This window comes from Bradyrhizobium sp. LjRoot220 (assembly GCF_964252915.1).
Taxonomy (GTDB): Bacteria; Pseudomonadota; Alphaproteobacteria; order Rhizobiales; family Xanthobacteraceae; genus Bradyrhizobium.
Genome location: NZ_CAXUPS020000001.1, coordinates 929,272 through 950,830 on the forward strand (window position 1 = coordinate 929,272; position 21,559 = coordinate 950,830).

At 55.6% G+C, this 21,559-nt stretch carries 12 protein-coding genes; 7 read left to right on the top strand and 5 right to left on the bottom strand.

The window, feature by feature from the left end; genetic code table 11:
• Window positions 1-68: 68 nt before the first annotated feature.
• The 4 genes from ACSQ84_RS03805 to ACSQ84_RS03820 are packed head-to-tail and all read right to left on the bottom strand — an operon-like array spanning window position 69 to window position 8,341.
• Window positions 69-3,749, bottom strand: a complete 3,681-nt coding sequence (locus tag ACSQ84_RS03805; protein ID WP_436210296.1) for a hypothetical protein — start codon at window positions 3,747-3,749, stop codon at window positions 69-71.
• The gene (locus ACSQ84_RS03810) at window positions 3,746-4,966 is read right to left on the bottom strand and encodes a patatin-like phospholipase family protein (protein ID WP_436210297.1); all 1,221 of its coding nucleotides are present in this window, start codon (window positions 4,964-4,966) and stop codon (window positions 3,746-3,748) included. Before ACSQ84_RS03810 ends, ACSQ84_RS03805 begins: the two co-directional genes overlap by 4 nt.
• Window positions 4,941-7,184, bottom strand: coding sequence for a ThiF family adenylyltransferase (locus ACSQ84_RS03815; protein ID WP_436210298.1), 2,244 nt, complete (start codon window positions 7,182-7,184; stop codon window positions 4,941-4,943). The genes ACSQ84_RS03810 and ACSQ84_RS03815 overlap by 26 nt, the downstream gene beginning before the upstream one ends.
• Window positions 7,181-8,341: a hypothetical protein gene (locus tag ACSQ84_RS03820; RefSeq protein WP_436210299.1), complete on the bottom strand. Its 1,161-nt coding sequence runs from the start codon at window positions 8,339-8,341 to the stop codon at window positions 7,181-7,183. The genes ACSQ84_RS03815 and ACSQ84_RS03820 overlap by 4 nt, the downstream gene beginning before the upstream one ends.
• A 410-nt stretch (window positions 8,342-8,751) precedes the next feature.
• Here ACSQ84_RS03820 and ACSQ84_RS03825 point away from each other — a divergent pair, with 410 nt between their 5' ends.
• The 3 genes from ACSQ84_RS03825 (at window position 8,752) to ACSQ84_RS03835 (ending at window position 15,154) form a co-directional block, all read left to right on the top strand.
• Window positions 8,752-11,316 carry an MBL fold metallo-hydrolase gene (locus tag ACSQ84_RS03825; protein WP_436210300.1) on the top strand — a complete coding sequence of 855 codons (2,565 nt, stop codon included), beginning with the start codon at window positions 8,752-8,754 and terminating at the stop codon, window positions 11,314-11,316.
• A gap of 574 nt (window positions 11,317-11,890) precedes the next feature.
• Complete coding sequence (locus ACSQ84_RS03830; protein WP_436210301.1) at window positions 11,891-12,595, top strand: hypothetical protein; 705 nt, start codon at window positions 11,891-11,893, stop codon at window positions 12,593-12,595.
• 66 nt (window positions 12,596-12,661) lie between these two features.
• Window positions 12,662-15,154, top strand: a complete 2,493-nt coding sequence (locus tag ACSQ84_RS03835) for a phosphotransferase (protein ID WP_436210302.1) — start codon at window positions 12,662-12,664, stop codon at window positions 15,152-15,154.
• A gap of 329 nt (window positions 15,155-15,483) precedes the next feature.
• Here the strand turns inward: ACSQ84_RS03835 and ACSQ84_RS03840 are convergent, their stop codons facing one another.
• Window positions 15,484-16,578, bottom strand: coding sequence for a site-specific integrase (locus tag ACSQ84_RS03840; RefSeq protein WP_436210303.1), 1,095 nt, complete (start codon window positions 16,576-16,578; stop codon window positions 15,484-15,486).
• A gap of 717 nt (window positions 16,579-17,295) precedes the next feature.
• On the opposite strand from ACSQ84_RS03840, the gene ACSQ84_RS03845 reads away from it, so the two are divergent.
• The 4 genes from ACSQ84_RS03845 to ACSQ84_RS03860 all read left to right on the top strand — a co-directional run bounded on the left by ACSQ84_RS03845 (window position 17,296) and on the right by ACSQ84_RS03860 (window position 21,398).
• The gene (locus tag ACSQ84_RS03845) at window positions 17,296-17,946 is read left to right on the top strand and encodes a response regulator (protein WP_436210304.1); all 651 of its coding nucleotides are present in this window, start codon (window positions 17,296-17,298) and stop codon (window positions 17,944-17,946) included.
• A gap of 56 nt (window positions 17,947-18,002) precedes the next feature.
• Entirely contained in the window at window positions 18,003-19,778 is a 1,776-nt protein-coding gene (locus ACSQ84_RS03850; RefSeq protein WP_436210305.1) for a hybrid sensor histidine kinase/response regulator, read from the top strand.
• Between the two features lie 565 nt (window positions 19,779-20,343).
• The gene (locus ACSQ84_RS03855; RefSeq protein ID WP_436211169.1) at window positions 20,344-21,075 is read left to right on the top strand and encodes a sulfite exporter TauE/SafE family protein; all 732 of its coding nucleotides are present in this window, start codon (window positions 20,344-20,346) and stop codon (window positions 21,073-21,075) included.
• A gap of 83 nt (window positions 21,076-21,158) precedes the next feature.
• Window positions 21,159-21,398 carry a hypothetical protein gene (locus ACSQ84_RS03860; protein WP_436210306.1) on the top strand — a complete coding sequence of 80 codons (240 nt, stop codon included), beginning with the start codon at window positions 21,159-21,161 and terminating at the stop codon, window positions 21,396-21,398.
• Window positions 21,399-21,559 lie beyond the last annotated feature (161 nt).

Consider the following 21,559-nt stretch of genomic DNA (forward strand, 5'->3'; position numbering starts at 1 on the left):
TCCGGAACGACCATTCCCCAAAAGGCCGAAAGTCATACCGCTTTTGGGTATCGCATAGGAGGCAGGTCCTAATGAAGCGTACGACGCATGACCGCGAAGGTAGTATCCAGGATGATTGCATCAGCCTGAGCACTCGGCTCGATTGCGACGCTGCATAAAATCGGAAGATCGCTTCGGCGGCCAACGTGTACCAATGCGGTCGACACCACCCGCAGCGCGCCGACCGAGGCTTTCGAAGTCAGCCAAGTCGAGAGCTCTCCCATAATTTGGTCAAGGTTCGTGCCCGCTTTAATACAATCGTCGAGCCAATGATCCATCCAGTGTTGCCGCTTCTCCTTAAGGAAATCGTCGAGAGCCTTAATCGTGCCGTCTCCTCCTAGCAGTTCGGAATGTCGTGGATGGGACAGGAGCGGATCTAGATGCTTTCGTCGAAACTCGAACCAACCCTGTTTGTTACAATGGCTCCAAAAATGATCGATAGAAAGTTCGCTGAACAAGCTGAAGTATGGGATCAGAGATTCAACCTGCGCCAAGCGGGTCACACCTGAACCGACGCGCCCTTGCAGGTTAAAATGGGAATCAATGTACATCATCAAATCCTTCGGCACAGGGCATTCCGACATCGTCGTTGCAACGAGCGACTGGAGTTTTGGAGTCGCCGTATAAAGCGCCGCTTGCACGAAATTCGGGACATAGCGTAAATGGTCCCAGTGTTTTACTAACAGCCCTTCAGCCACGTCTATTGGAAGCCGCAGCAAACACTCGGACGTCATCCAATCCGCATTACTCCACGGTTTATCCCATCGGCGCAGGGCCTTCTTTTCGCGGCGCACAAACGACTCATCGAGAGCCTCAGTCAATTCATCTGACCAGAGATACCGGCCGGCCTGCCACCAAAATTCTTCTCGTCCAATCTTAAGCTTCTTTAGTAAATCGGGGATAGCTTGATGGTCACCACGCTTTAGCCGCTGAAACAAAGCTTTATCGAACAGCCTGTCTTCGTGATTTATGGAGCGAAGGATCTCTAAGTCTCCTTCCAGTTCCGATGCCGCCCAGAGGCCAAAGGCCTGCTCGCATAAGTGCTTATCCGCCTCTGGCGCTGCCCACAGAGCGAACAGTCGGGACTTGGACGCGGCAGACATTGGTCCGACATCACCACGGCGATCACGACCCCACCGGTCCATCATCGAAAACGCAGAAAAACCGCCTGAGCCTTCTGCGCGCAAGGCCGTTTCTGCCATAGCGCGGGCAACAAACTCGACCGCGTCCGGGTGGTCAACCTCATCCAACAGATACTGGATCGGCCAATTCAATTCGGCTCCTTCCGCGCGCTGAATCAAATACCTCAGAGCATGCACGGGAGGCCATCTCCGAAACGCGAATTTGACGTTATGGGCGGCCAATTCGTCTCGGGGGGACGGGCGGCGTCCTTCATCGTTCGAGGGTAAGGCTGCCCAGGCATCACAGACCGGTCCAAGAAGCCTTTCTGGGTCGTAGCCGCAACATTGCGCTCCGGCCCATAGATAGTCCTCAAGATGGCTTTGTCGATCTGCGTCCACGCTCCAGCTAGTGGCAATTGCGGTTGATAAATCTGAATCAGCAATGTGACCGGCAAGCCGAAGCGTGCCAGCTCGTGACCGAGCCGCAAGGTCGGCTCGTTCTAAAAGCCCTGCCACCTGGAAGGTCAGATTCTTCCCATATCGCATCTTAGCATGATCAATCTGTACATCCCGCCACGTCGCGGACGATCCCGGCTCGATTGCTTCGCACAGTTCGACACCTCCTAGGACATCGCCATTGCGCATCCGGGCAAACCAAGCGTTCCAGCCGCGCTCCCGAAACCGCTTGGTCAACGCGACGACGTCGGGAGATTCTGTCTGCGCTAGTACCCAAAGTGCTTGCCATCGAAGGTGCTGGTGAGCACTGTCGTGTGCTTCCTTTCGATCGAGCCAAGAGTTGATCGCCTTTAATATCGCAGAGTAGTTCGTGGCATTCGAGCTTCCAATGCGGCGAAGAGCATAAAATAGCGCAAGCGGATTGACGCTCGTTAGCTTCTCAACAAAAGGCAGGAGAACGCTTGGATCTGTCAGCGCGCCGCCAATGATTTCAGCAAAAAAAGGGTCGGACAGGAGGGGCTCGTCGAGCGTTCCACCACGCATCATCGCGGCGAGTCCAGAACTCAAGAGAGACCCCCTCACGCGGTCGTGACGAAACCGCAATCGCGCATCAGGAGCGCTAGTGGCCAGGCGAACAACCTCGCCGTGCTTGAGTAACCCGCGAAGGATGTTCGTCACCGTGCCCGAGAGTCCGAACCATGCCGTTATTTCATTCCAACCCGGTTCCAAGACTCGCCGCGTCAGCATCCCCTCGGATAGGGCTAACAGGCATGAGTGGTAGTCCGGCGCCGTAAATTCCGGATGTGCAGAGGCCGCGCGGGACAAGCTTGAGGTAATAAAGTCCTCCAGAACGTGGTGCGCATCGAACGTTTGGCTCGGGGCACGAAGCGCAATTAGCAGTGGATCATGTCCGAGCGCGTTAGAGACTGCGTCGGCTTCCATGTCGCTGATGATGCGGCCATCAAGCGCGGCCCGGCGTTGCACGGCCTGCCGGCTCTCCTCAGTCGTCAAGGGGGCGCAGGTGACGGAAAGGCCGTCAACGCGCTTGCGGGTCTGATCCTTGAGCGAAAGAAGCACCTCAGGCCAAACGGGACACAGGACTTGCCACGAGGTAGGGGCACCAGATACTTCCGTTCTCGTTCCGATGGGCCCGCTCCAGCTCGCGAGCCGTTCCAGAAGCTGAGCTGCCCGTCCAGATCGATTGATGTCCTCAACGACAATTAGCAGCGACTGCGCACCCTCACACAAGGCGCGCGCCTCGTCTCCGGCATTCGGGGCCAGCTGCGGATGAAGTTGCTGCAAGGCAAGACCAACCGCTTGATCAAGATTAAGCGCTGTTTCTAGAATCTCGTGCGGAAGAAAGAGTCCATAACCGCCCCGATCGATATGTTTTACCAGTTTCTTATAACAAGCGACGGACTTTCCAAAGCCAGAGTCCGCGACAACAAAGACGATGTCGTTCCGCGCATCCTCCAGGATACCGTCAAGAGAGCGGCCGACCCAGGCGTCACTGTTATCGTCTGCGGGTTTGAAATTCCGTGCGCTGTCGCGGGACAGCTTGGTCAGGAGCTCGCGCGACACGTGCTCGGACTCAATACCAAGGAAAGCGTAGCGCAGCCATTGCCCCTGTGGCTTGTCAAGAAAATGCGCGAGCCGCGACCGTGGCCAAAGATCTATTGTGATGGCATGTTTCTTTGCCGCGTCGTGAAGATCGCGGACAAGTTCGACCGAAGGCTCATGGTTGGTCGTTAATACCAGTGTCGCGTCAAGTTTGGGATTACGAACGCGTTCCTCAGCAACTATGTTCGCGGTTTTGACGAGATCGCCAGCCGGAGCCGTCAGTCGAGCCCCGCGACGCGGCTTTACGGTTGCCGGATCGTGCAGCCATTTGGATTTAAGGTCTGACGCTTTTGTCGTTGTGTGATGAACAGCGACAAGGTGAGTTGGCTGCGCGCCCGGAACAAATGTGATTCCATCCAGAGGCGCTTTGATCGTCTTGCCCTCAACGTTCACGCCGGAATGAACGAGCGACGAGTATCGCTCCTCTGCCTCACGCAGAACCGCAGTCGCGAGGCGCTCAAAGCGCCCTTCGTCTGACATTTCTGCCAATAGCTTGGCTGTGCTGCGCGTCATTTAAGCGTAGCGAAACAGAGGTGCGGCATATAGCGATCGATGATGATGGCTGTGAGTTGCTCCCCTCTCTTTGTCAAAAGTTCAAGGTCCCGTATGGACATTGCTGAAAAGTCGGTCGGGTACTGGCGCACGTCCTCGCGAGTGACAAGGTCGGCAGGGCGATGGGGCAGCCGGTGGTCTTGCTGGCCCAGGTAGACCATTCCAAAGCCTTCCAGTTCTCCGGTTTCCACATAACGATGGAGACGAGAGTAGACTTGGTCTTGTGATTTGCGATGCACAGCTTCAAAGGACTTTACAACGCGGCTGCCCCACCAGAATGGATGATCGCCTCCATCGAGTTGGCCTGGTCCCGCATTGAGGCTGATGATGTGTGTCACCGGGTACGTGTCAGTGATGTCGCCATCTCTACCCGGCTCCAGGACGGACACGCCCAAGTTATCAAACACCCCGCCATCGGTTAGGACGACGGTCTGCGTTTTAGTGCGGCCAGATTTGGTGAACTGGAAGGTTTCAATCAAGGGAGGCAGTATGATCGGGAAGGCAGCCGAGGCAGCCACTGCCTTCGCGACCGTTGGAGAGGCTCCAACGATCTGCCCATAACGCCAACCTCCCGACCTTTGCGAGCCGAAACGGAACGCCGTGCCTGTCTTCAAATCACAGGCGTTTATGACCACGTGCAATCCAGTGCGCGCAACTTCCCGGACGGTCGTCGATCCAAAGAGTTTGGTCAAAGCCTGCTCGAACGCAGTTGTGAGACTGCCCCAGACGGGGAGGGATTGCCGCAAAGCTGTAAGACCTCGCTCGACACGTCGCGTCGGAATGCCGGTGAGGGCTCGCAGCAATCCTAGGATTGACGAAAGGCACCACAGCGCGGCTGTCGGCAGCCCACTTACGAGTAACGTGAGGGTAATCTTCACTAATTGAGTGCTCATCAGCACCTCCTTTAGGATCATCCGTTGGATGCCCTTTTGGAGCAGTTTGAAAAGCTTCTTATCAAATGTAGGGAAGTCATCTGAACTGTAAGCGTAACACGCACCAATAACACTGCCACCCGAGACAGTGGAGAGTACCTTCACTTTGTTCAGGAGGCCTCTGTCGTGGAGCGCGCGCAAACATCCCAGATGGAACGCCATTGCGCGTGCTCCGCCTCCGGACAATGCAAGCCCGATAAACGGCCCCCTCGGCTGCGGCCTACTGCTGGTAATCGGCTCGCTCAAAGACGGTCCCCGAAATAATGGGCAGCGACGTGTCGGCCCCGATGATCATCATCAAAAAACGCTTCGCCTGAAATTCGTTACCCGTGAGGAGTTTCGCCATCGCGCCGTAGTCAGTCTCGCTGGGAAGCGGCATTCCTCCCGGATGCGTATGCCACATTCCGACAAACGCGACAGATTTCCTGGTTCTCTTGATCTTTTCCGCATTCATGTCAGCGACACCCGCCGTGCCGCAGACAAACTCGGCGGCAGACTGAATACTGTCCGCGGGCGGCCCGCTGATTTCATCAACCCACATGATTTTTAGGAATTCATCCGTATGACCAAACAGGATTCCGCCTGTCTCCACGCGCCGACCATTAACCCGTTCTGATCTGCGCATCCAAGAGCGCATTCCGGAAAGGGCCGCTTGGCTTACGCGGACCTGATAACCGTTGAGGCCGTCTCGCAGAATAATGTCGCTTGGCCAATCGAACTCGAACTCGCGGAGAGCACCTGTGCGCTGCCCTGTCAGGTCGAAGGATCGAGCGCGCGAAACGGCAGGCGATGGCTCTGCCAGCCATCTGCTTGCAACGTTTGTCATCCGCGCCGTGAGCGCCATAACGTCAGCGGCAGAACCGCGAAAAGTGGGACTGGAGCATCCAGGTTCCGGCTGAAATAGACGCGTCCGGTCGGGACTTACCGGCCAGAACTCATCAAGGACATGCTTTCCGTGGGCTAAATTGGATATGGCGATTTTGCTGCGACGATCAATGTCGAGCGTGATGCCGGGGACAGCCTGCACGGCCATCGTCATCAATGCTTGGTCAGCGTTGTGTCCGAGTGCCATGGAGACGATTGGCGGGTGAGTTTTTGGCCACGATCTGAATTGCCTCTCCAGCGCAGTCGCGACCATTGTCGACGCGGTGGCGTTGATAATCACATCGGCTGCCAGGACGTCTGCACGCCGTTCAGGAATTTCCAGTATCTTGACGACATCCGCGGTTGACTGAAGGGCCTCAACAGCGGGGTTCGCAAAACGGACGTTTTCGGCGGTTGCCTCCGCCTTGTTGGCGCCAATCTGGTGCCGGTCAAACAGCTGCCTGACCAAAATGCCTGGCTTGACCCAATTCTTATCATATAGCTGAAGCTTGCCGACGCCTGACCGGGCAAGCAGCATGGCGACCGCGCTACCGATCGCTCCGCAACCGAAAATGACGACGTGGCGGCCTGCCCACCATGCTGATGCGCTTTCAGCGTCCCGTCTCGTAACAATCTCGGGTCGGTCCTCAAAGACGTTGCACCATTCGATTGTGGCCTTGTCGGCCCAAACATAGAAATCGGCTATATCAATCGGATTATCGTCCGTAGACGCCCTGATAGCCGCGCGCATTTCGTCCACGCGCTTCGCGTCGATCCGCCAGCAAGCTAAGTGTTGCAGGCGTTCGCCACCCACAATGCCTCGCATAGCGGCGCCTAGAACGAAGATGAGCGGCTTGCCGCTTTCACTTCTGAGCACGCCGAGCTGTATCATCAGGCGAATGATTTCGATGGATACGTTACGTGCGGTAAGCTCCTTTAGGAGTCCTGCGACAGTGTCGGGATATTCGTGCGGCATCCCCGTCGGCAAAAGCACCACAGCAGCCAACCGGCCGTCCGGGACAGGGCCCGAGTAAGGTATCCATTGGCCAAGCTCGATGCGGTTGTCGTTCTCGCGCGTGATCTTGGCATAGCCGGCCCAGAAGTGAGCATTCGGCACAGGTGTATTTTGCGTGGGGACCACTTTCAGACGGCTGACTGCATACGTGACGGGCGGGTGCAGCGGCATACCTGCCGGATCTAACTCATTTACGGCAGCGGCCCGAAGCCAGTCATCGACGCGCTGCATGAAGCCGAAAAGACCGTCTTCCGGCTGCCACTCGATGTCGGTCGACTGATAAAGGCAAATATAACTGCCCCATTGCACGTGTGAGCAGTCGCGATAGCGCGTGTGCGAGAAGTTCAAGCGCGGCAATTCGAGCGGAAAATTCGAGGGAATCTTAAGGAGCAAGCGCTCCCGCGCCTTGAGCGGAATTCCAGCCGGCTTACGCTCGTAGCCGGAGCAGTCAAGCGAAAACGAGACGGAAACTGCTCCGCCTTCATCAGTCGGTTCGACAATCTCGACAATCTCGAGCGCTCCAATGGCGGCTTTAGCAATGTCGGCAAGTTGCTCGAGCGCCCAAGCCTGCCCTTCGGATTTCATTCGCGACCGAAACCAACTTTGGCAGTTGGGGGCGCCGCACGTCCGCGAGCTGCCGCCACGGCAGCCGCCAACGTTTCCCGCGCACTATCAGAGACCGCGTAATCGTCATCGTCGAGGAAGACGCCGTTTTCGTTCACGGTGAAGATAATCGGCCGCAAATTCTCGGATGTGCTGTATTCGCCGGTACACAAGAAGGCCGTGTTGACAATCTCTTCGTAGCGGTTTCTTGCCTTAATGTGCGGTGGATTGTCGCCAGACGAATTCGACGCCGGGAATTCGGGCGAGCTTGCAACGATGTAGCCGATGTCGAGCTGAGGCGCCTCAAGTTCGTCCATCGCGTCCTGCTGAAGCACATCGTCCTCGTACATGACTTTCTTCGAGCAGTGATGCGGCGCAAGCAAGACGTTCCAATTCAACATGGGATCATTGTTGTGATAGTGCGTCTGCTGGAAGGTTTGCATCAGGGTCGGGTAGGAGACGTCCCCCAGGAAGAGCCCGTACATCGGGCGATCATCAGAGCCAATAATAACCCGCATCGTCACGCTGGTCTCGTTGCGGGCATCGGCTTCACCCTCCTTGAAGGGTCCGTGGATGAAGGCGTGGAATCGGTCGCTGACTTCTGCGCCGTCAAGCGTGGTGATCGGAGAGCCGGGGCGGGTGTGAAACTGCTCAGGGAGATTGTGATACTTTTCGCCAGGCTCGAACAAGGAGCTGTACCCGATAACTCTTACACGATTTCCAGAACCAGGGTCGCCGCCGATCTTAATGGTTTTTGCTGAACGACGGTGAGCTTCCTTGCGGAATGCCTCCGCATCGTCGCACAGCACCTTTTCATCTTCGTATTCCCGGAAGATGTGCGGGCTATGCCATATCTCCCCGATAACAACTCTCTTGAGCAGATCTGCAAAGCCACGGCAGTGGTCCTGATCAGGGTGAGTGAGCACGAAGCACGACAGGTAAGGTTTTCCGTCTCGCTGGGGAAGTTTTTCCACCAGCTCATCAACCAACGGGATGTGCTCGTTGTCGTCGTCCTCCGCCATGACTTTGTCGTTTAAATCAAGCTGGAGCACCTCGGACTCGCTGATAACAATGGTCGTGCTGTCGCCGCAGCCAACAGGCCACAAAATGAAAGACGGTCCTTTTACATCTGCGAACATCATGCCTCCCTGGTCATTCCTGGCATCGAGCTCATGTTTGCGAGCAAATTCCCGCGCAGGGGCGCCCCGCATTCGGACGACCGGTTGACGTGCTAACCAATAAGTATATCCCGAGTCGGAACAGCAAGCCAAGCGTGCAGCCGAGAATGCGGCGGAATCAACGGTAGTTCGATGCGAAATTCCCGAAGATGTCCGCGAAGATCAAACTTTAGGGGGAGATTCGCTTTGGAAATGTTTGCTGTGCTGCAGACCGCGGTGCACGCGGGGACAATTCAATGGTACGCCCGGTTGTATAGCGAATTGTTGACTTCTTTTGGTTGAAGTGAATGGTGGCGGTATGCTATGCATCTGTTTTTGTTTTTTGCGTCGTACCGGTTTAGGTAGTTGCCGGTGGTCAAAGCAGGACCGTCATGATGAGCGAAATTAAATACTTCGGTATGTTGCTCTCGCGACCCGTTCTGTTGTTTTTGTGGCTAATACTTCTCGCGGTTTCCTCCGAGCATGCTTTTGCAAACGATCTCATGCAGAAGATGCGTTTTCCAGTAGGTGTGTATTTCATTGCTGGAGGTGGAGGTGGAGGTGGAGGTGGAGGAGCAGGAGCAGGAGCAGGTGGATCAGCAGCAGGTGGAGGTGGAGGAGTAGGCGGCTCAAGCAATAACCCTTTGAGTAGTTCATCAGGAAGCGGTTACGTTGGGGCGGTTTCTTTGCCGGCGATTGCGTTGCCGCCAAACGCGCAGAAGACTGGGTTCAAAATGCCAGCCTATTGCATTGATGAGGGGCGCCAGCCGCCAGATTCGCAAACTGTCCTTACCGGCGTGAGTGGTGATGCGAAAGTATTCCAATACGATGGAGAGAAGTTGCTGGGCGAACGATCGCTTAGCTTGGCTGTGGGGGGAGCGGACCCTTGGTTGCTCATTTCCGGCAGTTCCTCTGCAAGTGAGGTGAATATTGCTTCTAAGGATCCTAGATTTTCTTATCGACTGGTTGTTTCCGGTTTGACGATTGCGGGGCAAGTCGCTTCCGAAGTAGAGGCGACATATAAAGCCTGGATGAGTAACAGCAGCCTGGTGGAAGCATCGAAAGCATTCGACGCAATTCGCGTCCTCCTTCTAAAAGTTCCTGATTTGCCTCGTAGTAGGCTGGCGCGAATTGAAAGTTTACGCCAAGAAATGGAATGGGGAGAGTTTGGAGGTAGCAGCTCAGGCGCAATGATTTCCGCAAAAGGTGTAAAGATGCCAGTATCTGATCGGCTTGATCGCCTGGTCCTGGAGGATTTCAAAATTGACCAGGGAGACCCAAGCAAATCAGATCGGCTGGAATGGCTGACCCTGATCCGCGGTAAAGCCCTCGACAAATCTGAGCTGGAGCTAGCGGCTGATTCTCTGAAGACTCTGCAATTTGCGAACTCATATGAGCATGAGCCTCGTGAAGTAGGCTTGCTGAGTTCATTCAGCCGTGTCGCTGCGTTGTCATCACCCATCGCGCTAGCGCGGTTTTATCAATTTCGAGACAAAGAAAAATTGCCATTCGAAAAGGCAATATATCAAGCAGCTTTCAGCACCGGCAGCGAGGATGTGTGGACCTCTGGTCAACCGGAGTTGCCTTGGGTCATAAGTCAGCAATGCAACGACGACTCCCTATCGTCGCGTATGCCTCCGGCGTTTGCAGAAATGGTGCAAGCCCAAAACGTAAGGCTCGCCGCTGTATCTAAGGAGAGGTTGGATGCGACCGTAAAGTTGATGCGCGAACTCGGCGGCTATTCTGCGGGATTTTTTGATACTGGGTTTGTCAGTGTATCGGTCCGCGGGGGATGGGCTTGTTTCGTTAAAGCGCTTAGTGCGGATAAGGTCGAGCGCCGGCGCGTCGCAGTGAACTCAATCACGCCGAAATTTATTGCCGACAACTTTCAAAATTCACCGCTTATGACGTCGAATAGTGCTGCTGAAGAGATTCTTAAAAGCATTGGAGTTTCGTACGCCCGTTATGACGATGTGGTTCGCCGAGCTTCGGTGAACGCTTTTGCTGCTGATGCTAATTCGCTAGATGCCCAGCTTAAGCATTTTAGTCGAAAACTGTCGTCGGCCGGCGGATTGGACTTCACAACGCTGAACCTGGACACGAAAGGAGACGCCCTAGTCGCCCGTCTGCCAGACGGAACGTTTTTGATGATTGATACGGGAATCGGTAAGAATACGCTGACAAAACTGTCGGCGTTCCTTGGCCGTCGTTACCCCACAAAAAAGCCCCCCTTGAGACTAGTAATTACGCATTCGCATGCGGACCATATTGGTGGAGTCCGAGAAATTGTAAAAGGAGGGTTTGAGATTCAGGAGATGCTGGTGGGGCGTTCCATGAGCGACGGGAAAGCTGTAGATAACTTGGCTCCGTTATTTCCCGGGATAACACCAGCGCACGTTAAGGAGCCAGGTCTTCCGGGGGTCACTCACTATGTGAAAGCTAACGTGGACCCATTGTTTCAAGCGAACCGGAGAAGGACGTCTGATGACGGCAGTATAGAGAGCTGGACGCTCAAAAGCATTTCTGACACTCAGATCGAAATTCATCATATCGCACACGCGCGTTCGCCTAATGAGGGCGGGCTCGTCGTTCGTCTCGGTCACCGGGGAATGCACTGGCTCTTGTGTGATGATTTAGACGCGGCCGGCTTTGCAAAAGTCGTTGCGTCAGACCTAGGGCCAGCCGAACTGCGCGCAGGAACCCTCAAATGGCCTCACCATCTTTGGTTGCCGCAAGAAGAAGCGCTGAAAGGTCGGAACGATCTAGAGAAATTTCTTCGAACCGTACGCCCCCACACAATTCTTTTTTCGAATGTGGGGCACAAGTCGCATAATGCGCAACGATTCAAGGAGATAAAGGCTTTTGTCGAAAAGACATTGGGTCCTGACGTAAGAACGGTTTGGACTCGCGATGCGAATAAACACATCATAATGCAAGCGGAAATGACGCTGCAGTAAAGTCGGGGATATCATCGAGCAGTGGGTTACCAACTAAAGCCAGCACAGCGCTGGCTACGAAGGGATTGGTGCGGGCGGCCGGACGCGAACCGGCACGGGCCTTGCGGCCCTACGGATTTTCGTACCACTTCGGCTTTCGCCGCCGCCATCTGGCGTTCGTGGTCTGGACTATCCCTTCACTTGGCAATCTGCTTTAGGTGCTGCTCGTCTAGTCTCTACACCTTCCCCCTGGCGGGGGCTTGGCTCGGGATTACCAGTGAAGGTTTGCCCGACTTTGAGCAGTTCTACACTCAGGGTTTCCCCCGCGATCTCGATTTTGGCCGATGGTAGGCGAGTAGTAAGATCGACGCACGGCCCAAAATAGGCATGGTCGCTCGATTTGTGTCAGCGCCCCTCTCATTTATTTGCTGCAATCTATGGTCGAACCGCGGTCGGGCGGCTAAGGTTGAAGCATTATTGCCAAACGACCGCCATACTGTCGGTCGGACGCGAATTAGCTGGATTCCGCGCCGGAGCGAGAAGCGTATCGCGCACTCTGGTTGGTGCCGGATAACAAAGCTTAGGACAATAACCCGTGTCCGACAATGTAACGCTATGCTGGATTTGCAAGAAGAACGCGGCGACAACGCGCGAGCATAGGATCAAGCACAGCGACCTGCGATCGATCTTCGGCAAGTTTGGCCGCGGACTCCCATTCTATTATAGCGATCTTCAGCAACCCAATCAGCTTGTTCAAAGCCTCAACGCCAGGCTCCTGAAGGCCCCTGCGTTGATCTGCCAAGACTGCAATAGTGCGCGTACTCAGCCTCATGACCGCGCTTGGGAGCATATGTCGATGTGGCTGCGATTTCGTTCCATGCCGCTACATATCGGCGGAAGGGTCCGTGGCGATAAGATCTTCAAGTACAATGCGCAGAAAGAGATGCTGAACGTTCACCTCTTCTTCTTGAAGCTATTCGGCGGAATGATTTGTGAAGCAGCCGGCGGATTGCCGATTCCAATCGAGCCTTTTGCGGAAGCGATCATGGCGAACCGTTTTCACCGCGAAGTTTATCTGCAGTTCGGCAAGGGCGATGGAACGGTTGGAATACTGCCTGCTCAAGCGATAACTCTGCCGGGCGGGCATGTGATTTTTATTTGGATGTACCGTATCGGCCCTGTCGTTGTGAATGTGATTTACGCACAGAACGGAGAATATTGGGAAAATCTCGATAAAACTTGGCACCCCAAGTGGGGCAAGACTAATTTTCGCGTGGCCGATCTGATGGGGCCGCGATAGCGCCCAGCGCGTACGCAGTTTTCTCCTTAAGTTTTGCGCGCCCGATGTGACGAAAAAGGACCCGGAATGGGTATTGACGAACCAGAGCACGCGCCTCCTGAAGTCCGTGATCGTCGCGGTTACGAAAATAGTCTGAGGATACTTTTACCAACTATTCGTCGCGACCAAAACTCTGACGAAACGCTCACGACGCTGGATGTGATCATTGACTCGGCTACGAGAGCTTTGGGAATTCCGTATGACAACGACATAGCGGACGATGTTTTCCTCTCCTATCGAGGCTGTGCGTTTTTCGGGAAGTATCAATTTCGAAGGGAGCGACGAGCGACCAATCTAGAAAATGCACTTCGTGATTTTGGACTAATTTCCAAGCACAACAATCCTAATGTCTCGACGTATGTCCAAGCGCTATTGTCCAAATCCTATATGCAAAAGGCGGTCTCGCCAGATGAAGCCTTGGCGACCCTTGGCCGCGCGATGGAGGTAGCGAGGACCCTTCGAAGTCGATTTCTTCGTGAGAAATTAGAAAAGCAAATCGGACTTAACATTGCTGAGTGCTTGCTCAGAATTGCAGTCATCTCCGATGATACTAATAGTATAAAAGAAAACTGCGAAAGTATCCTCTCGCACGGAACACAGGCCCACTCGGCCGTTTTGCCGTTGTTTCATGCAGCTCAAAAACTGCTTGATGCGCCACCTGATACTCACATCTCTCAGCTGGTTCAGAGAATCGCAAAAGCGCTTGACGCAGCTTCACAGCAACCGAATCTGAATACGAAGTCATCTGTAACGCTCAGCGCGCATGCAGCACAACTGTCCCTCGCGCTTGGATCCCATTTTAAGGAGCTTGCACTACGGCAAAACCTGCGAGTCCTGGAGGCGGACCCAAATCAAGCGTCCCCGATGAAGTTGTCAACGATAGGCCGTCTGGCACTGGATATAGGCAAGGAAGTGCTACGCGACGGTGACGTGACCTCAGCTCAAGACCGATTTCGAGAGTCGATAGAGTGGACTAGAAAAAGCGTGGTTTTGGCGAGAAATAGCAAATCGAGCAAAAACTTTAGTGTGACTGTTGCGCATTGTTGTCTTGGTGAAGCTTACTTACGCTTGCAGGCTATCGTTGGCGGCGCAACGTTGGCGCGGCGGGCGTTGCGACATTTCGAAACTGCTCAGAAAATAGGAAGAACGTCCCCAGAGGTCTTTGGCCTCATGGGCGACGCGCACTTTCGGCTTGGTCGATATCTACGAGAACCGTTTCATTTGCGCAAAGCATTAGAGCTTAAAAGGACCGCGCTAATTTCTTACAAGGCGACTAGGGAGGCATTGAGCATCTGTGGCGCGGCCCTACTTTTACTATACCAACTCGAGGGTTCATCGGAGTGTTTGGAGGAAGCGGTTACGAGCTGCCTTAGCGCCCACGATCTGGATCCGAAGTGGCCGTGGCCGCTGCTTCAGCTGGCTAGGATAGTTGATGGTGAATTAGCACCAGCGGCCATTCAAAGGGTAAGTGCGGCTCTACAGTGCGGCTCGATGGACGCTCGACATCTTTCTATAGAGTTAAAAAAGAGGGCGGTCGAATTGATAATAGAGAACACCGAGTTTGTTAGACAAGTGATAGGTGGTCGTACCGGCGTCTTCGTGCTTAGCGATCAACACAGACTTATCAGTGGTTCGATCGTTCTTAAGCCAACCTCCATTTCTAACGCAAGGCGAGAGGTCGCCGCTACGACAGAGTTTAGCCTGTACTTAAAAAGCTTGGGGGTCGGTGAGAAATATGCACTACCGACCCCAATCACTTTGAAGAACGTTGATGCCGATACATGCATCTATGCGATGGAATGCGTTGACGGTCAAACCCTCTCGCAAGCGCTACTAGACCTGGTCATTGATGGGCAGGATCAGGCCGTACTTGAGACCCTTGGGATCGCAGTAAGATTTCTCGCAACTTATCATGCGTGGGAATTGCAAAGGAACGATCGCCAAATGAGTATGGGCGACGCAGCGAGGGAAATCTCGGGTGTGGCAGCGATCATGAAATTGAGTAAAGATCGTTCCACACAATTATGCGCGGTCGCTAATTCTGCGTTGCAATTGTCAGTGCCGTTATTGCCGAAAAAGGATGCTCACCCGGATAACTGGCTAGTAACGTCGAACGGACTTTTTATGTTGGACCTGGAGTCTTCGGGTGTGCGCCCAGCATGCTTTGAGGTTGCCCAACTACTGGATGATTACGGCTTGATTGAAATCTCAGAAAGCGGATTTCAAACCCGTCTAGGACTCATGCAAATCTATCTGAACACGATGGCCGAGCTAGGAAAGCCGATTGCAGTCGCGGAACCTTCGGCCGAAGAGCTGTATTCGTTTTTCTGGGCACTTAGGTGTGGATTCGGCCTTGGTTACTGTCGTCGTCATAGCAGAGTTGCTTCTTCAAGCGCTCAGAGACGGCTCTCGGATCGAAAATCTCACTATAGGAAGGCGTTACAGTTTCTAGCGGCCCGTTTCACGAATGTTCCGCTAGGGGCTCTAGCAAGTATGATCGGAAAATTTCAGGATGCGTGAACTTGGTCTAGTAGTCGGTATAGCTAACGTGGGGAGGGGGCGCATCCGCTGGCCGCGGAACGGGCTCTCGTGAATCGAGCCGCTTCGCGTCTTGGCCGTCCGGCTTCGATCCCTTGCGCTATTCGGTGTCGCTCGCCGGAGGCGCTCGATCTCGGGCCCGCCCTCATTTCATGCCGGCGTCGCTATCACTGCCCTTCGCTCGGGTGCCTTGTTAACCGGTCTCGCGACGGCACTCGGTCCCGGGTCCCGCCGCGTACCGCGTCGGCGCTATGCTGACCCTCCTGCGGGTGCCTCTTTCCGCGGTTGGCCGCCCCGCGCTCGGAGGTCCGCTAAGATGCAGCTAACGTCTCCATGAATTCTTCCATCGTTGGCTGCTGCGCGTATTGCAGTTTGAGAAGATCTTCAACCTTGAGATTTGTGTAGCGCTGGAGCTGTCGCCAATCCTTGTGGCCTGTCACCAGCGCTACCTTTTCGATTGGAAGTCCAGCCTCGAACAGACGGCTTGTTCCCTCGTGGCGTAGGTCGTGAAAATGCAGGTCGTCGATCTTGAGCTCATCGCATGCTCTCGTGAATGCAGCACTGACCGATTTGTGATTATGCGGGAAAATCCTGCCATAACCGCGTGTCACTATCCGTTGCTGAAGCACGACCTCCCATGCGTCATAACCTGTTAGGTTCAGCAGCGGTACTTTCTGGTCATTACCTTCCTTATTCCTCGGATCCTTCCTGTCTTTGATGACCACCAATCGCTTCTTCATATCGACCAGCTGCCACTCGGGTTTGCATATTTCTTCTTGGCGCAAAGTCGTCGCCACGGCGTATCTGACGATCCGTCCCATCGGTATGAATTGCCGACGGTTCGTCTCAAAGTATTCGATTAGTTCGTCGAGTTCGTCCTGTGTAGGTCGTCGGTCACGCTCATTGCTTTTTCCCACCAAGTTGAGGTGACTTAACGCGACGCGCGCGAGGCGGGCTTCCTCGGCCGAAACCTCGATACCGTGCACCGCGGCGGCATGAGTTATGATTGTCCGGATGAAAGATAAGTCGATGGCCAACGTTGCGGGGCCAGCGCCTTCCTTGGCGCGCTTCCTTCCGAACTCGATCAGCCGTTCTCGATTGAGCGCGGGAAGCTTCACGCTGCCGAGCGCAGTCTTGAGCGATGCCATCACGGCAGCTTTTGACCGGCGAGGGGGCTTTCCAACCTCGTGCATGTCTTCATCGTGCAAGTCGATCAGATCGCCAAACGTGCGAACGTTGCGCGCCGCGCGTGGTTTGGACGATCCTTTGCGGTCGATGTTGCGCTCCATCTCGAGCGCCCATTCTTCGCCGTCCTTGCGCCGCCGGAACGTCTCGGCCACATAACGGGTCTTGCGGCGGACCTGGACGCGCCAGTTTCCGGAAACCAATTGAGTAAAGGTTGCCACGCGTGTGCACTCCGGCTTTCGTGTGCACTATGTGTGCACCGAGAGGTCAAAAGGGGTACAAACGTGTGCAATTTCGTCTAGTTTGGAGTGCACACGTTCGCTGTTCATCCCATTGAGAGAGTAAGATAAACTGTTGAAATATCAAGACTATCGCTTTTCCGTGGCACCCATGATGGATTGGACCGACTTTTCAGAAAAGCGAAGTATCGTCAGCACTTAGCGGCAGTCGAACGAAGCGTGCAGTACCAAATGCAGTACCGATCTGGTTTGGAGGCGTGCGCAGGCGAGTGATGTCGCAATTTGGCGTGCATTGGGTCACTTGGGCGCAGCGCAGCGTACTACGCTGATCTGCGCGATTGTGCTCCCCTCAAACGAAGGCGGCGGTCTGTTTCGTTTATCGAGGTGATAACCGGTGTCGAGGTGGTCACGGGCCCGCTCACGGAAAATCAGAACGCGGGTGTCAGCTGTCGCATAAAGATTCAAATCCGCCGGTGGATCGACCAGGGTCAGCGTCCACTCGGCGCCAGCCGCGCAACACGCGACGGCGCATTCAGACAACCAGCACAAAATTACCTTGGGCGACCACGAGTAAAAATACGGCAGTTGGTGTATTTCGCATCAAGCTCATCTGGCAAATGGTTTGTGGCTCCAAATCCTTGATTGGAGTTGGTTGATATCCTAATACCGTTGCAGGCCGGGCGATAAAGGTGTGGACTCGTGCGAACGATCATAGCTGACGATCATGCCTTCATTCGGGAAGGTCTCAAACAGCTTCTGTCGACCGTGGACGAGCTTACAGTCAGTGGAGAAGCGGCCGACGGTGAAGCCGTTCACCGGTTGCTGAACGAAGGCTCCGCCGATCTTCTCATACTCGATCTCGGCATGCCGGGTGTCAGTGGGTTTCAGTTCATAGCTAACCTGAGAACGGAATGGCCGGAGCTGCGGGTTCTTGTCCTCACCGCCAATGTTGAGCCACGTTCGGTTCGGGCCGCTTTTTCCGCAGGCGCAAACGGCTATTTGACCAAGGGCGGCGATCCATCCGAACTCATCGCCGCAATCGATGCCATCAGAAAAGGCAATACCTATGCGGCGGAGGAGGTTCGCTTTGCGGTGGACCAGCATGACGGTCCGAACCAGACCCCGGAGCCCAGCGCTGCGGTCATATCTCCGGTCACGCTTACAAGGCGCGAGCGGCAAATCCTGGGGATGATCCCGCATGGTGCCACCAGCCGCGACATCGCCAACCGTCTCGGCATCAGCCCGCTTACCGCCCGGAAACATCGCGAGAATCTGATGCGGAAGCTTGATCTGCACAGTGGTGCCGAATTGACAGCCTACGCCATTCGTCTCGGCCTTTCAGCGGGCTAGCGCAACAGCAACGGCGAACGAAGCCGCCGCACCCATCGGCGCGGGGAGAGGTTTCGATGCAAGAAAAGATGCAAGAAGAGAGGATACGCGAGGCACTCGTCGAGCTCTTGTATCGCAATTCCTATGGCGTGGTGGCCTCCAACGTCCTGATCTCCCTGGCGGCGGCGTACGTCCTGAGGAACACCGTACCGGCGAGCTGGTTGGTCGGATGGCTCGGTGCGCTGTATCTGCTCACCGCCATACGCGTCCTGGCGGCGCGCCGGTTCTTCAGCCGGAATCGAGAACCAGCGTCCGTGTTGCGATGGGCGTGGCTCGCGGCTTCTTTTTCCTGCGTGTCGGGCCTGCTGTGGGGATTGCTCGGCTGGGTTGGGTTCGTTCCTGAACAGCCCGTTCCTTTTTTATTCACCGCTGTTGCCTTGACCGGTCTGGTCTGCGGCACAGTTCCGTCGCTCTCGGCCTTTCCGCCGGCTCTCGTCGGCTCGATCATCGCAACGGTGCTGCCGGTCATGGCGCGCTCCTTTATCAATGGAGGTGATACCTCCGGCGCATATCTCGCCCTGCTTACGGGGCTTGTGGCCATCAATTTCTACTACTGCCGCACGACGCACCGCATGCTGCGTGAGACCATCAGGTTGCGCCTGGAAAATGTCGAGCTGGTCGGCCACCTGCAGGAAGAACGCGACCGCGCGCAAGCGGCCGATCGTGCGAAAACGCGTTTCCTTGCGGCCGCCAGTCATGATCTGCGCCAGCCGATCCATGCCTTGAGTCTGCTGATCGCTACGCTCGCGATGCTGGGTCAGCGCGGCGCTGTCCAGTCCGGCGATGCACGCGACCTGGCCGGCAAGGCAAAATCCATTGTCGGAAACCTCAGCGCGCTTCTGAATGGACTGCTCGACATCTCCCGGCTTGATGCCGGCGTCGTTACCGTTGCGAGGGAGACGGTGAATCTGTTCCAGCTTTTCGACCATCTCAGCAACGAATTCGCTGCAGTGGCGAAAGATCGCGGCCTTGATTGGCGTGTTGTTGAAAGCCGTCTGCTGGTGGACAGCGATCCCATGATGCTGAAACGGGTGTTGGACAATCTGCTGTCGAACGCCTTTCGATACACGAGATCCGGCGGCGTTCTGCTCGGCTGCCGCCGGCGCGGCGCGTCGGTGGAGATCCAGGTATGGGACACCGGCCCCGGCATCCCCGCAGATCAGCAAGCAATGGTCTTCGAGGAATTCGTGCAATTGCAGAACCCGGCGAGGGATCGTGCGCAAGGCCTTGGCCTCGGTCTCGCCATCGTTCGCCGCACCGCCGCACTGCTGCAACATCCGCTGAAATTGGTCTCCGTCACCGGCCGCGGTTCGATGTTTTCCGTTACGGTTCCGAAAGCCAGCGCGGTGGAAACTTCGCTGCCCGATAACAGGACATCACCGGCGGGCATCGCCGTCAGCATCATGGTGGTGGAAGACGAACGGGATGTTCTCGATGTCATGGTGCAGTTGCTGACGCTGCAGGGGCACCGGGTCTATGCCGGCCGATCTGCCGCCGAGGTGCAACAGATTCATGCAGCGGCGCTCGCCGCCGGCGATGCACCGGTCGATCTGATCATCGCCGACTACCGCCTCGGAGATGGTGCAACGGGCCTCGACGCAATCGAGGCTCTTTGCGCCTATGTCGGCCGCTCGGTCCCTGCCGTTATCGTGACCGGCGATACCTCGCCGTCGCGCATCAAGGAAGCCACCGCCAGCGGTCATCGTATTCTGCACAAGCCGATCACCGGCGAGGAATTGCACGAAGCGATCATTGCAGCCTGTGTTGACCGCAAGGTCAATAGCGGTTGCTGAATTGATGTGTAGCTGCCCCAGCTTGCGGATCACCGGCCACGGTTGAGATCGTGTCGCGGCGCTCGCTCCTGCGTCGATACAATCTATGATTGTAGAAAGTGTTTCGACATTAACCCCTGACGACGAAATACGACATCTGCCGTATCGTTCGCGAATCAACCCAGCGATATCTTTCATCCCGACTGGACGCGCTTGAACAGCAGCCGATCTTGAATCGGCAGTTGGAGCAGGAGCGTGCCACCGACGGGGGCGATCAAGACGAGCAGCTTTCTTCGAACGCATACAAGAAAGTAATTTGGATATGGCAATTACCGATAGCTCCCTCGCCCGGCGACCATCGCCACCTTTCAAGGCGTGGACAATCGCTGTCCTCGCTGGCTTCGGCATTTTTCACGTCGTCGGAGGATACATGCTGCATCACGCGCCGAGTATCCGACCCATCCAAACGGCAACAACGGCGATCGACGGCGACTAGATGGATTGGCTGCTGTCACTCGAGTGAGTTCGGATGACCCCACGCCGTCCGGCTATTGACGGCGTTCATCATTTTTCAGGAAGCGATGCCATGTCAGACATAGCGGTTTATCTGGTGCTGAGCGCGGCGGTTTTTGCGGGCGCGTTCGTTTCCGGCCTTTCCGGCTTTGCGTTCTCGGCGGTTGCCGGCGCTATCCTGCTACACGTCTATCCGCCCATGGAAGCCGTGCCATTGATGATGGCTTGCAGCATCACCGTACAAGCGGCCAATCTGTTTGCGCTACGCAAGAGCATGCAATGGAAAACCAGCCTCGTTTTCATCGGTGGCGGACTATTGGGCATTCCGATCGCGATCTATCTCCTGCAGAACGTGGATACCAGGACCTTCAGACTGGGGTTTGGAGCTCTCGTGGTCCTTTACGCGACATATGCCCTGTTCCGGCCAGCGCCTGCCTACGCGCGTCAGATGCAGAGCCAGGGCAGGAACGCGCTGGTCGGGTTTGGCGGCGGGTTGGTCGGCGGGTTGACAGCGATGCCCGGCGCACTTCCTGCGATCTGGTGCGACATCCATGGTTTCCCGAAAACTCAGCAGCGCGGCCTGGTTCAGCCCTACATCGGGGTCATGCAACTTTTTGCTCTCGCTCTCATGCTTTCGCACCACAGCCTCTCGTTGAAGGTTTTGGTCGACTTCGGCATTGCTCTGCCCGCCCTGGCTGCCGGAACTGCTGTGGGTATCGTCCTGTTCGGACGGATCAACGAATCAGCCTTCAAACGAATTGTCCTGGGCTTGTTGCTGTTTTCGGGACTTTGCCTTTTGCTCTAGAAGGGGGCTTCGTGGAAACGGGGGACTGGACGTTAAAGCTGAATGCTTACTTTCAAGTGGATGTCACAAAGGAGATATCTAGCATGATCATTAAACAAATTTCCGTATTTGGTGCTGTCTTGGTGTTGGGCGGCTACATGGCCGCCTCAGACGACGCGCTCGCCGCAGGTCAGGGTGGGCTTGGCCAGCGCCCCTCGCAGACAGTCAATAACGGCACGCTAAATCCTGCCCGTCCGCAGGCCCAACCGCCCTCAAACGTTATTTCCGGTTCGAGGATCCGCAACGGCACCAGCGCTAAACCTGTCGTACTATACAAGTGGTGAGCAGCATGCAGGCTAGCGAGTTTCTCTGGCTAGTGCACGTCAATCGATTGACCGCCAGGACTGGGATGCGGCGGTTGGCGGACCTCTTCCCTGCGCCTACCATTCGGTGTTTGTCCGGTAAAACCGCCACGAGGGGCGGTACGGCGACCAGTCTGCGCGGT